The following is a 15,154-nucleotide window of genomic DNA, read 5'->3' as shown; positions in this document are numbered from 1 at the left end:
TTTAGAAATCGATCCCCATGGTCAGGGCCTGTATGTTGCCCAGAACTCCGTAGGAGCGGTAACCGTAGATCACGCTGAGGTCGGTCCGCCCCAGTTTCTTAACCTCCAGCCCCAACCCCAGCGGTGACCGTTCCTCGCTTGCGGGATCATTCTCATAACCAAGCTTAAGGCTGAACGCCGGTGTTGGCGCTATCTCCAGCGATAACGATGGATAAGAGCGGCCATCATTGGGCAGGTTGTACTGCAGGGAACCGCTCAATTTCCCCTTCATGAAAACAGCCTTGAGTCCGACGATATAAAGAGTATTGAGGGGATAGCGGATTTCGTTGTTTCTGGGATAATCAGGCCCAAGGTCCCGGATCAGGATGCTTCCGGTATAACGGTCCCTTTTATAGCTGACAGCCAGGTCGGAACTCCAGCCCCAATCGTACCTGCCGGGCAGATTCAAGCGCGACGCTTTGACATCCAGTCCCAGACCCCAGGTCTGATAAACAACCAAACCATAACCCAGCCCGGCGTTAACTGACTGTGACTGAATTGTGCCCAAAGGCTGGCCGCCATCGGATATTTCGGTGACAGTTCCCAGCGACCAGTAGCTCATGTTAACGGCGAACGTTCCGGATTTGCCGGCCGGCTGGGTATATCCCGCCGAACAGCCGTATACATCCTGCCACCATTGGATCCCGGAAGCGGAGAAATTGCGGTATCTTATGAATCCCAGGGCGGCGGGGTTCTGCATCAATCCCTGCGGAGCCTCGGATTGTACCAAATACCCTTGCCCGAAGATCACTTGCTCGGCCGATGCCGGCATGTTCCAAAAGATCAATTGGGCCTGGGCCAGATGTGCCCAAAGCAACAGCACCGGGATTAAAAATAGATTCTTTTTCATCGGGACACCATCGTCTTTCCCAGGCAGGTCCTGGTTTCGGTTGCCGATCTCTGCTCCAGACGTATCACATACATTCCGTTAGGCACCAACCTCCCGGCCTGGTCCTTGCCGTCCCAATTGATGGGCTGGTCGGGCTGGTCGCCGTACAATTCCCTGACCTTGCCGCCGAAGAGATCATAGATCAATGCTTTTACGGTAGTAGCCCCTTCCAGCGGAACGAACACCAGCCTGGCGTCCAGTTTCACCGGAGTGGGCCAGGTGGCCACCTGGCTGCCGCTGAAATTATTGATGGCGTTCTGGGATATCACTTCCACGAATACCGGGCTGGTCCAGGCCTGGTCAAGGTCGGCCTGCACCGCCTTCACGAAAAGGCGGTTGGTTCCCAATCCCAGGGTTTTGCTGAACTGCCAGGTCAATTGGTTGCCGGTTGAAAGTACATTCAACGAATCGCTGACAGCGCCGTTGGTGTAAAGGTACAGTTTTTTCAACGGACTGGAAGCCTGGTACAAAACGCTGATATCGACGACGCCCTCGCGTTTGATATAGCGGTCTCCCTGATAATGGCCGTCCACCGACAACAGCAGCTGTATCCGGTCGCCGGCCGGGCTGACCTCCATGGCCGTGGTCCGCCTGGCCTGCAGAGCATCCAGGATCGAGGCTTTGGTAAGAGTGTCGGCCCAGATGCCGGTCAATGGTATGTTGCCCGAGCTGACCCGGCTGCCCCAGTCGCGGTCATGGTTGTCCTGGTTGGCCGATGCCCCCACGTGCCAGCCCTTTCCCAGCGCCCGCAGGTATGCGTCCTCATAGACCGTGCCGCCGTTGACGACCTCGATCAGGTCCATGGCCTGGTCGTAATCCTGATAATAATACAGGTCGTTGAAATTGCTGTTCCACGAAGAATCGGGATGGCAGAACATGGCCGGACGGTTCTGGCCCAGTATCCAGGAGTAACATCCGAAAAGATCGCTGTTGATGTAGGGCCAAAGCCCCGGAGCTTCCCAGACGCAGACATGGCCGAAACCCGAGCTTCCCAGGCTGCCCAGCTCCTGCCCTGCCAGGGCCACGAATGAACCGGCCCGGGTAATGGTGTCGGCCACCAGCATCAGGTTGGAATACTGGGCCGGAGTGACGGAGTATGTGACCCCGCCAAAACTGCCGCCGTTGTTGTGCTCGGTCAGGGCCTGGACATCGATGTTCGCCACATCCCGGGCGTAAGCAAAGGCCGTGTCTGGGGTGCTTTCCCCGTCGGAATAGCCGGTGTGTGCGTGAAGGTTGCCGTAAAAGCATTTGTACTGGGCCTGGGATCTTACAGCCAGCAGGGCTGACAGGCATAAAAACAATAAACTGATCTTTTTCATTGCAGCAAAGCCCCTCCTCCTTCAGTCTTTTTGATCCGGCCCTCTATCCGGGCTTCTATGGGCGTTTTTTTCTTTATGTAATCAGACATGGCCTGGCGCAGCTGGATGTAGGTGTCCGACCGGTTGGCCCCTTCCTGAAAGATTTTATAATTCCCTCCGCCTGCGCCCAGAAAATTATTGGTGACCACTTTATACACCTTGGCCGTATCAATGGGCTGACCGTTGAACTTGACGCTTATCACCCGTTTCCAGACCGGCTGCTTCGAGTCGTAGATCATCTGAATGCCCCCAACCTGGAAGATGGCGTGATAGCCCAGAACACTGGTCTCGCAGGTTTTAATCACCTGGCTCCCGGTCATGTCCATGGTCACCAGATAATTCCCGAAGGCATCGACCTTATAGATGGCGCGGTAGGTGATGTCGCCCTTCATGAGGTCCCCCTTGATGCCGGCGGAATTCTGAAAGGCTATCTCAGCGCCGGTGGCCTCCATCATGGCGTCGCAGATGAAATTGCCGATGGAGCTTTCCTTATCTCCACCCCCACGTTTGATGTCGGTCAGGGCCTGGCCCAGCTTTTCATCAAACCCCTTCTCGGCCTGGGAAACACCCAGATCCACAATATTTACTACATTCGTGTCCTGGGGCACCGCCTCGGTGAATAGCTCCTTGAGCCCGCTTTCGTACCCCACGATCTGTTTGGTGGCCGGATCAATCAGCAGATCCAGCTTGCCAATGCTGGAGAGGTTGCCGAAGGTTTGAACGATTATCGTATGATGTTTGGGATCTTCATAGGCCTGGCGCAGGCCGGTGTGGCTGTGGGCTCCTATTATCACGTCAATGCCGGGAACGGAATCGGCTATGGCCTTATCGTGCCGGAAACCTGTATGCAGCAGGCCTATTATCAGGTCAACTTTCTGCGCTTTCAGCGAGTCCACCATTTGACGGGCAGCGGCAGTCTCCCTGATTATATCCAGTCCCTGAATGTGCTCCGGTGTGGCCATCCCCCTCAAGTAATGGGTGATCAGGCCGAATATACCTATCTTTAAACCGGCCTTCTCGACGATCACGTAGGGTTTAAGATGCTCGGCCGTTTGGCCGCTGATAGAATCTATCAGATTGGCCCCCAGCACCGGGAACTTGGCGGAGGATATCAGATCCTTCAGCACCTCCTGGCCCTTGTCGTAATCGTGGTTGCCGACGGTCATGGCGTCGTAGCCCATCAGATTCATGAAATCGATCACTGCTTGTCCTTTGGTGAACTCTCCCAAAGGTGTGCCCTGGAAGATATCTCCTCCTTCCAGCAGCAGGAAACCCCAGCCGTTCTGTCCGGCCCGCTGACGCTCTTCCTTGATGATGGTGGCCACCGCAGCGGCATTGCCGATGGGCGGCGGGAAATTGGGATTTATCCACCAGGCCTCTTCCTGCGGCAGATGACCATGGATATCGTTGGTATGCATGATGACCAGGTGCTGCCACTCCGCCGCCAGACCGGTTCCCCAGGCAAGAAAGCTTAGGGCGGCTATGATTGTCAAAATCCGTTTGCGCATAGTCTTACTTCAGGGTAAAGGTTAACATCAGATCGGCCACGGTCTCGGAAACAGTCGTTCCGCTGGAGGTATTGAAAGCCTGGCCGTAATTATAGGTCCTTCGGCCCACGCCGGCCGAGATCCCGGTTTTCATCCTGGAAACTTTGACTTCGGTGCCGAAGCCGGCCCTGGCCAGTCCGATGGAAGCTGAACGATAGGAATTGGTGAACGAGACGCCAAAATTAAGGGGCAGGCCGTTCCTCATCCGGTGGGAGATGCCAAAGCTGTAACGGTTTACGGCCACCAGATAATCGCAGATAAAAGTGTTGTCCTCAAGATTCTGCCAGGGAGTATGCTCGTATTCCAGGTTCACCGTGGCCGGGAATTCGTTGGTGGGGCGGTAGTTCAGACCTATGGCAAAACTGCTGGGCAGGCCCACCTTTTGGTCCCGGTTAAACGTGGTGTCAATGTCGCTGTAAGTGAACGTGCCCTTCACCCTGGCGCTGCTTTTCCAGCTGATTCCCAGCTTCAGACGGGGGGCAGCTTGGCCCAAAACACCGGCCGTAAAACGGTTGCCCCGGTAATTGTGCCTGTAATCATAATTTATATCAGCATAGGTGGGATCCTCGAAATCATCCCTGATGGCAAGGCTGGGATTGCCCGATAGTCTGGTCAGGCCCAAACCGATGGATATGAAATTAAGCGGCTTGACCGCCAGCGCCCCGCTGTAACCATATACTGACCCTTGAAAAGTCTGCTCGTACCTTTCGGTCACGTAATAAAAGGCATCCCTTTCCTCATATTTAAGGCGGTAGTTGAAATCATACTCACGGCTGACCGCAAATCCCAAAGCGGCCTTGGAAAAGATCCAGAGCGGCTTGGCGTACGAAACTTCGGCGCTGGCCATGATATAATCGGTCTGTTCGTTGATGGCCATTGTCCTTAAGCCCACCGAATTGGCATAGGAATCAAATACCTCCACCGAACGGTACTCCCGCCTCCAGTTGATCCCCATCGTTATCTGGGCGCTTAGGCAGTCAGTTTCGGCTATCAAGGCTGGATTGGCCAGCAATCCCTGCCCCGCCAGGGCCACGCCCTTAAGGTTCAGCGCCATTCCGGTTGAGTTGTAGGAGGAGACCGGAGCGCCATAAGGCGTGTATTCCAGCAGCCCGGCCGGGGCCGTGTTAACTGCGGCCAACAGGCACATCAATAACGCCGGTCCCGCTTGGATGATCCTTTTCATTATATAGCTCCTTTAGAATTTTCTATTTATATTACCATCTGAAATCAAGCTGAAGATCTATCCTCCAGAGATCGCGGCGGTCGGTAAAGTCCTCTACCGGAGTGGAAGGCAGCGAAGAATAATAATAGTTAAACTCCGGGCCGTAAATCCCGCTGTAGTTATAGCGGGTGTCCTTGCCCCGGACCCTGATCCGGGCCTGCATGTTGTCTGACAGACGGTCCGAGACGCTGACATAGTATTTCATGCCGTCACCCTCCAGAAAGTCGATTCCGGCATCCTCAAAGATCCATTGGGACATGGCGTCGGTCTTCCAACTGGAAATGCCGGCCTTCATGTCCCAGTCGCTGGAAAAGTTATGCTGCCAATTGGAAGCCAGGTAAACACCGCTCATCAATACATTGCTGCCGTAAGAGGCTGAGGGTGTTAGCCGTACCTCGCCGTACCTCATTTCCACGTTGAAATAATCCCTATCGGTCAAAGTGCAAAATGCTCTCAGGGTTGTCTCCCTGGTGTTCGACTTGGTGGCCTCGGCGCTTTTGGGCAGGTATTTGGTCTGATATTTCTGCTTCAGCCGGAACCGGAGCGGGAACACCGGACGGTATTCCAATTCGCCCTGAAACCTGACGTTATCCAGTCCGTAAGCCAGGTTCCGCCAGAAATCTATATAGGCCCTGGTAAGGGTGAACTGGCGGCTGATCTGCCACCGGGTCTCAATGAAAGTGCCGTCCTCGGCCTTGGGAGCCGGGTAATTGACCAGCTGCTTGTATATCGGGTCCAGCAGGCGGTATTCTTTTTCCAGGATGGTGTCGTCGAACTTCGTCTGCTCGGAAAATCCACGCGAATAAGGATTGTCGTAGTCGACATCGTAGTGGCGGCGGGACACCAGCAGGTACATGGTCTCATACTGCAGGTGGGATTTCCATAAATAGGCCCAGCCTGCTCCGTTCAAATGCGCCAGCTCTCCTTCCACCGAAAGGTTGTCCACCACCGTTCTAAAGTTCCCGGATCTGATGTTCCGGGACGTCCCCGCCCAAAGCTGGGTGAAATTGGGATCGGACAGTTCGTTCTTGTCGCCCGGCAGATCCAGTTCTAAGGCGTCGGGACGGAATGGCTTGTCGTATTTGCATTCGAAAGCTGTGAAACCGACGCTGGTACCCACTGGAAGCGGCAACAGGCCGGCCAGCTCGCAGTTCAGATTCACGCCGTAGGTCTGTTCGTTGAAAACGTCGCGGTACCAGGCATATCTTGGGTGGGGCGCAAAATAAGTGTTGACGGTCCCGTCCCGGTTGAGTATACCGTCCCGGGCGTCTGAGGAATAGAACACGGTAGGCCTGATGCTTCCCAGGCTGGCCTGGACCGCCGCCCCCCGCAAGGCGAATTCCTCATTGGAGGTAATGTCACCGTAAAGGCCCGCTCCCTGACTGAATCTCCGGACCATGGACTCATCGCTGGCCCAGCGGTTGTCCATGGCCAATCCCTGCCCAAATGTCAGGCGGTAGTTCCCCACCACCAGCTTGTCAAGGGGTTTCATGTCGTAAAGGGCAAAATACGCCTTGGAAAATCCCTTTTCTTCGTAAGGTTCTTTCTGATAATAATATCCCAGTTTGAAATCGCCGCCCAGGTCCATCCTTAAGCGATGCTGAACGGCCAATTCATTTCTGGCATATCTCAGCTGGTCGTATTCGGACTGCAGACGCTCTTTCAACAGGGCGATCTGGGATTCCGACCAGCCATACTGGGACAATTTCTTGCCGGTGGTCAGAGTGTCATAGACTGCGGCGCCGGGGATGAAAGCCAGCAATGCCGAATTCAACGTGGCAGCTTGATACCGAAAATCATCCTGGGATCCGGGATCGATCCGGTCGTCGGATGTCAGCCGCACCCGGTAGTTCCCGTCATAATAGAACTTCTCGGCCCTGGGGTTTATGGTCACATAATTCCTGAGATTGGTGAAACCGTAGTGAGAAAGGCCTTCTATGTTGCGCTGCAGAGTCCGCCAGTCTGTGATCCTGCCCGAGGACCTGATGTGTCTGACGATGGCCGCCGCGTCCACCGGCGTGACGTACTGCAAAGTCAGCAGCTGATCCACGGTGGCCTGGTTGATATCCATGGGATGGAGCAGAAGTTCCTCCCATTCGTTGATGGCCCCGCTGCCGGGAGATTCCTCGGAGGCCAGCCGATCCTGCAGTTCGGCGATATAACGGTTGACCTCGGTGGTGCCTGTGTAAGGCAAGACCGCCAGCTGGTCTCTCAATTTATAAAGATGACCGGGAGTCATTCCCTTGACATTCATCAGTTGGTAAAAACTGGTGAAGGGGCCGTGCTCGAAACGGTAGGCCAAGATGTTCTCGGCCAGTTCCGGCGGTATGCCCTTCAGCCCCATGATCTCCTGGCGGCTGATGGTATTGACGTCCAGCTGGACCCCGATACCCACTGTCAGCGTGTCCGGCGTGACCGTGGCGGCCGGCGTTTCCTGATATAGATCCACCTGCTGGGCGTCAATCCTTCCCGCAGAAAGCACCAGGACCAGGAAGACGATGTTAAGTTTCGTTCTTTTATGTTTCATAAGGGTCACCATTTGTATCCCAATCCAATCTGATGCGTGCCCGGCAAGGCCTGATGCCCGCCTTCAAAGGCATAACCTACAAGTATGCCCCCGGCATTCACTCCAAAGCCCAGATCATAAAGGGTAAGCTGTCCTTCGCTAAGGATGCCGGCCCTCAGGGCCAATTTATCCTGCCATAGTCCGTATTCAGCGCCGAATTTATACCGGGTTAATTTGCCTACGTCCTTGCCCGCCTCGGCCGAAGCGGTCACGCCGCTGAAAGGGATGCAGGAGACTCCGGCCGAGACACCGCTGGGCAGGTCGTACTGATAGATCTTGCCCAGGCTGGGATGGTTAAGGTTGTGCCCAAAGCAGCCGATCTTCCAGGTCCGGTATACCTTGGCCATCATCCCCACATCTATTCCCAGGGTCATGGCCGATCCGAAGTCCTGCTGCCAGATCCGGTAAAAATTGAAATTATAGCCGAACGACAATTGGTCATTTAGACCGAAGCCGTGGGATAAGGTGACAGCCTGGTCCGATTCCAGGTCACAGCCTACCTGCTGGACCGAGACCGCCGCCCCTCCCCATTTGCCGAAACTCCGGCCCAGGCTGGCGGTCTGGTTGGTCAATCCGGCCACTCCCCACAAACGCTTGGCATAGGCTGAAGCCTGCCAGGAATCAAGCTGGGCCAGCCCGGCCGGGTTCCAGCGTACTGCTTCGATGTCATCAGCGATTGAGGTGTACGCCCCGGACATGGCGTTGGCCCGGATGCCTACCTGCCAATCCTCAAACGCCGCCCGGGCGTTTCCCGCTGCCAGCGACAGTGTGAATATGATCGTCAGTATCTTTTTCATTTTTCAAGTCCTTTACTGCAGTTTTGTGGCCAGAACGATTACCTTGGTCTTGTCGGTGATGGATCCCTCGGCCGTAACGGTCCTGAGATGCGCTATGTACATGCCGATGCAGACCCTTCTATGGGAGTCATCGGTGCCGTCCCAATAATAATATTGATGGCCGCCTGGCACATTGTTCAGGCAGTTCTTGACCAGCCGCCCTTTGAGATCGTATATCCTTAGTGTCAGATGATCTCCGGACGGAGCGTTAAGCTCAATGATGCCGGCCTGACCGTAATCAGGGGAGAACGGATTGGGGCTGACCGACACGATCGATCCCTCGACGGCCGCCGCTATGGTATCGGTCAATACAACCATGTCCGGCGGATAATTCACCCCGTCGTACGTATATGCGGTGCCGAACCGGGGCACCAGCTGATAGCCGCTGTTGTAGGGATATTCCTTGTCGTATTGAGATACGATCCCGGTGACTCTGACCTTGGCGCCGTAGACGAACGGATTCAGGTTAAAGCCGCTGGTTTCGCTGATCCTGACCGCGATGGTGGCGTTGCCGTTGCGGATCTCCATGTTGTATCCGCCTCCGGCGTAGGCCGGAATAGCGCTGACCGTGCCTTCCACCGATACCAGCAAACCTTCAATGGATTCTCCCAAAAGCTGGTTGTAGACCATGGTTTTTGGTTCGATCAGCTCTCTGGCATAAACCAAAACACTGATATCGGCAGCAGAGCTTGACAGTTCGGTGATCCCGTTATACTCGGTAACAATTCCGGTGACCACCACCCTTCTTCCCAAAAGAAATACATCTTTCGTTCCGCCGTAAACGTTCAATCCGCCGGTGTTGTCCTGAACGTACCAACTGGCGTTTGTGGCGGTGGAACTGGAGAAATACTTGTCGGGTCCGCTGACCATACCTTCGATTGTTACTGTATTACCTTCTACGCAGGAAGCAAAACCGTTAGCACCTGGTTTTTGGACATTGGCAATTGATAACAATAAAGAAGAATTTAAATATTTGCCCATATAATCATCAGAAGGAGATCCCTCTGAAATGCGGTTTGCATTACCGTCCAAAGTTATGCCAGATATATCCTGTATTGTCCCCTTTAATGTTAATGTAAGACTTTCACCAATGGCAAATGCTGGCTGAGGCCATAGTTTCAATTCACAAAGTAAAGTATCTTCAGTAATAGTAAAAGTACGGTATCCATTTTTATTGCCCTGCAATATGACAGTAGAATCGTTTACAAAAACAGTGTTTAGTGGTTTATTCGTAAATATCAATACCGCTGCATCAGTTACTAACACTTTTTTAATATATGGCGGGAAATTATCAATTATATCATCATCGCTACGTGGCTGTATTTTAAAACTGCTAAATGTATAATCCATAACTCCGGTAATGGATTTTAAGCTGTCGCCCACCTTAGCATCATAACTATAACCAGAGGCATCATCAAACCAGCAATTGCCGCTGCCATCAGATGCTGTCCACTCACCGTACGTATTGGGGGCAGCAGTAACACCCACGTTACGCACTCTGACTAAAACACCTTCATAAGCCTCGACGTCGACGGCACCAGTGGTATTTGTACTGTCTGGGGCAGGCAGCGGGACATATGAATCAAGCATTTCAAAAGATTGAATATTTCCAATTGTTGTACGTTCATAATATTCTTGTACCTGTCCTGTAAGACGAATCCGATTGCCAACGCTAAATGATACCCCAGGATCGTATACCCAAATTCCGTTCCATGGGCCATACTCATCCTGGATGCAGAAACTTTTATCAGTACTCATTTTTGTCAGCAATTGAGAAGTTACAATCCCCTCGATTGTAACTATACTGTCTTTATAGGGTGAATCGCCGCTGGGACTAATCGTATACTGGATATCGCGGATGCTCAGGCCGGGTCGTAATTTAGTTTTAAAAGTTATACTTGTGTCGCGAACAAGGTTGCCAGAAGGATCGCTGATGACCGGTTTGATGTGTACGGTGATTGTATCGCTGTAATACAGGCTGTCAGCAAGGGTGATGGTTGCCAGGGTATTCCCGTTGCTAAGCACAGGAGCAGATATAGGATATCGGCTTCGTTTGACCCCTAAAATCTCAAACGAGCCAGTATCAATAGTGGCCGGGACCAGTGCTTCGCTGAAAGTAAGAGCAATACTGGTGTTTACCCTTACCCATTCGGTTCCATTGGCAGGATTTGATGCCACTAGGTAAGGCTTAATTGTCTCAGGTACAAAAATATAAAATTTCCAGCTATAAGGTGCCAGCAGATGGTTTCCGTCGGTATCTGCTATTGCCGTGGACAAGGTTACTGTGATGGTATCGCTTTTGCGAAGGCTGTCCTGCACGTAAAAGGTATAAATAGCGTTATTAGATGATGGTCTGATCGAATCCGGATAATAACGGGATTGTTTGATCCCAGATACGGCGAAACTGGCAGTATCTATTGTTGCTGCATTCATCAGCCGGTCAAAAGTGACCGAGATCGCACTATTCGGGCTGATATTCGCGGCATTATTGGCCGGGCTGACGTAGACCACTAACGGGTTGACTGGCAGAACGCCCCGTATATTATCCCAGGTGGTTCCGGCGCGGATCCCGTCAATGCTTGCATTTGGAGTGCCGGCACTACCCTGGCGGATGGCAATACGCCCGATGCTGTCGGGTTCGGCGGTTGACGTCGAGATCTGGCTGATGTCAGGCGTTGGTTCTGCACCTGATAGTGAGGGGTCAATAAACAGGGCGGCGTCATCATTGGCGCTGCCAGAGATCATCTGGTAGCGGACCAGCACTAAATGGGTCGTGCCGGGCGCAAGATCGACGGCAGACCATACGGCCGTGGCATTGGTCGTTGATGCCCTAAGACCCAGATTGTAGGTGTTTGTTGCCGCGCCCTTCCGGATACTTACCCGGCCAAAGTATGAAATGCTGCCCGATGGGACAATTGTTGCGAAGTAATCTCCAGTCGTGCTGCTATTTGCAGACAAGCCGATAGTGTCGGCAACATTCAACAGGAATGCAAAATAGACAGTTGAACCGACCATCTGGCTCTGGCTGAATACCCGGCCGTCATCCTCGGCAGTCGCCGTGGTGCTGATGATGTCAATTTTATTGCCGATGCCTGATGATGGATAGCCGGTATACACCAGACTGCCGCTGGAGACCAATATCGGGTTGGACCCCAACCCGGAAAAGTTTATCCAACTTCCTCCACTAACCGACATCAGCTGGCCGGTGGAGTAACTGAAGTTCTCTTCCAGCAGCAACTGGGCCTGGGCTGAATACGCCTGAAGCAGCATCAACGGGACTCCAAAGCATACCAGTTTGAACAGCCTTCTCAACATTTTCCATTCCTTTATTTAATGATTGTCATTTTTTCATTGATAGTCTATGCTTCCTGATCGCCAGCAAAGCAAGTCCTGTCATTATAACCCCAAAAACCGTCCAATTCAACCAGGGGCTGTAACTATTCACCCCGCTCTGCTGGTTCACTCTTTTGGCTGCATGATGCAGGGCCTGGGCCGGGGTCATCACGCCCTTTAAAGCCGGCTGCAGGCCTTCCTCCTCCATTATGCTGCGCCCCAGGAACCAGGCCACCTGCCGTGGTTCGGGATAGGCGAATTCCAACTGAAGATAAGCTTGTTCCATCCCGGGATACTTGGCGAACTTGTTCCTTAATACTGGCTCTTTAAATGCCGAACGCCGCACCGGGAGATAACTGGTATTAGCCGACCACCTGGCGGTCTGGGCCGGGCTTAAGAACCAGTTCATAAAATCCCAGCAGCGTTCCATTGCCTTTTGCTCCGGCTGGCGGAACATGATGACATTGGTGCCGGAAAGCACTACCGCCTTCCTCTTTTTCCCAGGCAACGGGGCGATCCCCAGATTGAACGGGATCTTCTGCTGGGCCATATAGGCCAAAGAGGCCGAGGAACTCTGGATCATGGCCACCCGGCCCGATAAGAAATCGTTTTGATGTTCAAAGCCGGTTGTCAGGTAAGCCACTTTGTATTTGTAGAGCAGGTCCACCAGGTATTGCAGAGCCTCAATCCCCTGGGGGCTGTCAAAGGCAGCGGTCTGGCTGTCCGGGCCGAAGATGTCCCCCCCGTTCTGCAGCAGCAGGCACTGGAACATCCATGAGGCCCCGCTGGGAAAGGCAGTTCCCCATTGCTCGGGGATTCCGTTGCCGTCCCTGTCAATGGTCAGTTTCCGGGCGGCGGCTATGAACTGTTCCCAGTTCTCCGGGAATTTTTCCGGGTTCAGTCCGGCCTTGGCGAACAGGTCCTTGTTGTAATAGTAGATGGGCACGCTTTTATTAAACGGCAGCGAGACTAGTTTGCCGTCCCGGGAGCATTCCTCCAGCATCACCGGATAGATGTCGGATAGCAGCAGGGAATCATCGGCCTCACCAGGTTTGATGAAATCCCCGAAGGGCTTGATAGCCCCTTTTTCCAGCAGCTGGGTGGTCCAGGCTTCGTATGACTGGGACATCTCGGGCTGGTTGCCGGCGGCCACCGAGGCCATCAGCTTCTGGGAAAGCGCGGTGTAGCTTCCCATGCTGACGCCCTTGATCCTTTGCCCAGGGTGCTCCCGTCCAAAGCCGGTGATCAGGGAATCCAGAGTCTGCCCTAGCGGTCCGCCCATCACGTGCCACAGACTGATATCCTCCTGCCGTTTGGAACCGCACCCTCCCGTCAGGATCAGTAGTAGGATTATGGAAGAAAGTCGTTTCATCTGAAATAAATATTCAAAACCAGAGCTTAGTAAAAATGTTCCTTAAAATTAAAGCATTCTTCGCAAACATCGCGTCACTTCGATCAAACTCAGTGCATCGCTTAGCGGCTTTCCCATGCAAGAGCTACTCCTTGATGCCGCTGGAGACGAAGCTCTCAGTGATCTGTTTTTGGGCGAAGATGTAGAATACGATCAGCGGCATGATCACCATGGTGGAGGCCGACATCAGCGAAGGCCAGAGCGAGCCCTGCTCCTGGGAAAAATAGGCCAGACCCACCTGCAGAGGCCGCATCTTTTCGCTGTTGGTCACGATCAGGGGCCAAAGGAAGCTGTTCCAGCTGCCGATGACGGAGAACAGGCTGATGGTGATCAGCACCGGTTTGGATACGGGCAGCAGGATATGCCAGATGAACTGCAGGTCCCCCGCCCCGTCCATCTTCGATGCTTCGTACAGGCTCAGGGGGATGGTCTTGAAGTGCTGGCGCATCAGGAAGATCGACAGGATGTTTACCACCCAGGGGACGATCATGGCGTAAAATGTGTCCAGCCAATGAAGCTTGGCCAGTATCACGTAGGCCGGGACCAGGTATACCGGCTGGGGTATCATCATCATGGCCAGCAGCGCCATGAAACTGAGGTCCCTTCCCTTGAATTCCTTGAAGGAAAAGGCGAAGGCCGCCAGGGTGGAGGTGACGATCACCCCCAACAGCGTCAGCACAGTGACGATGACGGTGTTCATGAAATAGCGCAGCAGCGGGATCTGCCGCCAGACGTTGAGATAATTCACCCACTGGGGAACCGCCGGCAGAAGTTTCGGGGGTACGGTGATGGATTCGGCCTGGGTCTTGAGCGAGGTCAAGATCATCAAGCCGAAGGGGAACACCATCGCCAGCGAGATGGCCGTCAGCAGGAGATAAACTATTATTTTGGTACCGCTTGATCTCATATTACTATTAGGTGTTTACGATTCACAATTCACTTTTCACGGTTCACAGCCTTTGATACATTGCTTACTGGTAATGGACCCTCTTCTCCACCACTTTTCTCTGGATCAAAGTCAGCCCCAAAATTATCAGGAACAGCACAAAGGCGATGGCGTTGGCGTAACCCATTTGCCAGTCGGCAAAGCCCTTTTCGTAAAGATAGTATACCAGCACCCTGGTAGTCCCCAGCGGGTTCCCTCCCACCGGGCCCTGCATGGTATATATCTGGATGAACACCTGGAATGAGGTGATGGTGGTCATGATCAGCACGTAGAATGTTATAGGGGACAGCAGGGGCCAGGTGATGTTCCGGAAGGTGGCCCACCTTCCCGCCCCGTCCAGCTGGGCGGCCTCGTAATAATCGCGGGGTATTGATTGCAGCCCGGCCAGGAAAATGATCACATTGTAGCCGATGGAATGCCAGATGCTCATGATGATGATGGCGCACATGGCCAGGCTTGGTCCGGCCAGCAATGCAGGAAGCTTGACGTGCAACGGAGCTAAAATGACGTTGAGTATCCCGGCCGGTTCCTCCAGCCACAACGCAGGTTTCATACCCAGGGCCTTCAGCGCGAAATTGGCCAGACCCATCCTGGGGTTGAAGATCCATTTCCATACCAGGGAAACGGCCACCGTGGAAGTGATCACCGGGATGAACAGCGCGGTGCGGAATACCGGGGTAAGCCTGATCTTCTGATTCAGAAGAATGGCGATGAACAGTGCGATGAACAAAGACGCCGGGACCACACCCAGCACGTAATAAAAGGTGTTGAGCAGGCTCTTGTGGAATTTCGGGTCCAGGAAAAGGTTGAAATAATTGCCAAAGGCCACAAAACGCCGGGCCCCTGCCAGCCCCCAGTCGAAGAAACTCATGAACAGCGCGTAGAGCATGGGCGCCAGCCGGAAGACGGCCACGATCACGATGGTCGGCAGCAGTATCAGCCAGGGCCAAAATTTATTTTCCTTGTAATTATTAACCATAAAAATCAGGTTGATATCAATTTTTAAT

At 53.5% G+C, this 15,154-nt stretch carries 10 protein-coding genes; all 10 read right to left on the bottom strand.

Going from position 1 to position 15,154, the window contains the following annotated elements; genetic code table 11:
- Position 1 precedes the first annotated feature (1 nt).
- Positions 2 to 889: a hypothetical protein gene (locus tag HZA73_03220; GenBank protein ID MBI5805036.1), complete on the bottom strand. Its 888-nt coding sequence runs from the start codon at positions 887 to 889 to the stop codon at positions 2 to 4.
- Positions 886 to 2,247: a CehA/McbA family metallohydrolase gene (locus tag HZA73_03215; GenBank protein ID MBI5805035.1), complete on the bottom strand. Its 1,362-nt coding sequence runs from the start codon at positions 2,245 to 2,247 to the stop codon at positions 886 to 888. The genes HZA73_03220 and HZA73_03215 overlap by 4 nt, the downstream gene beginning before the upstream one ends.
- On the bottom strand, positions 2,244 to 3,794 hold the full coding sequence (locus HZA73_03210) for a 5'-nucleotidase C-terminal domain-containing protein (GenBank protein MBI5805034.1): 1,551 nt from the start codon (positions 3,792 to 3,794) through the stop codon (positions 2,244 to 2,246). The genes HZA73_03215 and HZA73_03210 overlap by 4 nt, the downstream gene beginning before the upstream one ends.
- A gap of 4 nt (positions 3,795 to 3,798) precedes the next feature.
- Positions 3,799 to 5,016: a hypothetical protein gene (locus HZA73_03205; protein ID MBI5805033.1), complete on the bottom strand. Its 1,218-nt coding sequence runs from the start codon at positions 5,014 to 5,016 to the stop codon at positions 3,799 to 3,801.
- A 31-nt stretch (positions 5,017 to 5,047) separates the two neighbouring features.
- Positions 5,048 to 7,582, bottom strand: coding sequence for a helix-hairpin-helix domain-containing protein (locus tag HZA73_03200; GenBank protein ID MBI5805032.1), 2,535 nt, complete (start codon positions 7,580 to 7,582; stop codon positions 5,048 to 5,050).
- Between the two features lie 5 nt (positions 7,583 to 7,587).
- Positions 7,588 to 8,418 carry a hypothetical protein gene (locus tag HZA73_03195; protein MBI5805031.1) on the bottom strand — a complete coding sequence of 277 codons (831 nt, stop codon included), beginning with the start codon at positions 8,416 to 8,418 and terminating at the stop codon, positions 7,588 to 7,590.
- Positions 8,419 to 8,430: 12 nt separating this feature from the next.
- Positions 8,431 to 11,727 carry an Ig-like domain-containing protein gene (locus HZA73_03190; protein MBI5805030.1) on the bottom strand — a complete coding sequence of 1,099 codons (3,297 nt, stop codon included), beginning with the start codon at positions 11,725 to 11,727 and terminating at the stop codon, positions 8,431 to 8,433.
- Positions 11,728 to 11,797: 70 nt separating this feature from the next.
- Positions 11,798 to 13,162 (bottom strand): ABC transporter substrate-binding protein, encoded by a 1,365-nt coding sequence (locus HZA73_03185; GenBank protein MBI5805029.1) that lies wholly within the window; start codon positions 13,160 to 13,162, stop codon positions 11,798 to 11,800.
- Positions 13,163 to 13,286: 124 nt separating this feature from the next.
- Positions 13,287 to 14,108, bottom strand: coding sequence for a carbohydrate ABC transporter permease (locus tag HZA73_03180; protein ID MBI5805028.1), 822 nt, complete (start codon positions 14,106 to 14,108; stop codon positions 13,287 to 13,289).
- Positions 14,109 to 14,172: 64 nt separating this feature from the next.
- Complete coding sequence (locus HZA73_03175; GenBank protein ID MBI5805027.1) at positions 14,173 to 15,126, bottom strand: sugar ABC transporter permease; 954 nt, start codon at positions 15,124 to 15,126, stop codon at positions 14,173 to 14,175.
- Between the last annotated feature and the right edge of the window lie 28 nt (positions 15,127 to 15,154).

This window comes from candidate division TA06 bacterium, assembly GCA_016235665.1.
Lineage (GTDB): Bacteria > Edwardsbacteria > AC1 > AC1 > EtOH8 > UBA5202.
Note: the sequence above shows the minus strand (reverse complement) of the source record. Positions and strands in the feature narration are given on the sequence as shown.

Bases quoted from the DNA above. Each gene is read 5' to 3' on its own strand.
- HZA73_03200 (MBI5805032.1), bottom strand. From the start codon at position 7,582: ATGAAACATAAAAGAACGAAACTTAACATCGTCTTCCTGGTCCTGGTG.
- HZA73_03185 (MBI5805029.1), bottom strand. From the start codon at position 13,162: ATGAAACGACTTTCTTCCATAATCCTACTACTGATCCTGACGGGAGGG.
- HZA73_03195 (MBI5805031.1), bottom strand. From the start codon at position 8,418: ATGAAAAAGATACTGACGATCATATTCACACTGTCGCTGGCAGCGGGA.
- HZA73_03210 (MBI5805034.1), bottom strand. From the start codon at position 3,794: ATGCGCAAACGGATTTTGACAATCATAGCCGCCCTAAGCTTTCTTGCC.
- HZA73_03220 (MBI5805036.1), bottom strand. From the start codon at position 889: ATGAAAAAGAATCTATTTTTAATCCCGGTGCTGTTGCTTTGGGCACAT.
- HZA73_03175 (MBI5805027.1), bottom strand. From the start codon at position 15,126: ATGGTTAATAATTACAAGGAAAATAAATTTTGGCCCTGGCTGATACTG.
- HZA73_03205 (MBI5805033.1), bottom strand. From the start codon at position 5,016: ATGAAAAGGATCATCCAAGCGGGACCGGCGTTATTGATGTGCCTGTTG.
- HZA73_03215 (MBI5805035.1), bottom strand. From the start codon at position 2,247: ATGAAAAAGATCAGTTTATTGTTTTTATGCCTGTCAGCCCTGCTGGCT.
- HZA73_03190 (MBI5805030.1), bottom strand. From the start codon at position 11,727: ATGCTGCTTCAGGCGTATTCAGCCCAGGCCCAGTTGCTGCTGGAAGAG.
- HZA73_03180 (MBI5805028.1), bottom strand. From the start codon at position 14,108: ATGAGATCAAGCGGTACCAAAATAATAGTTTATCTCCTGCTGACGGCC.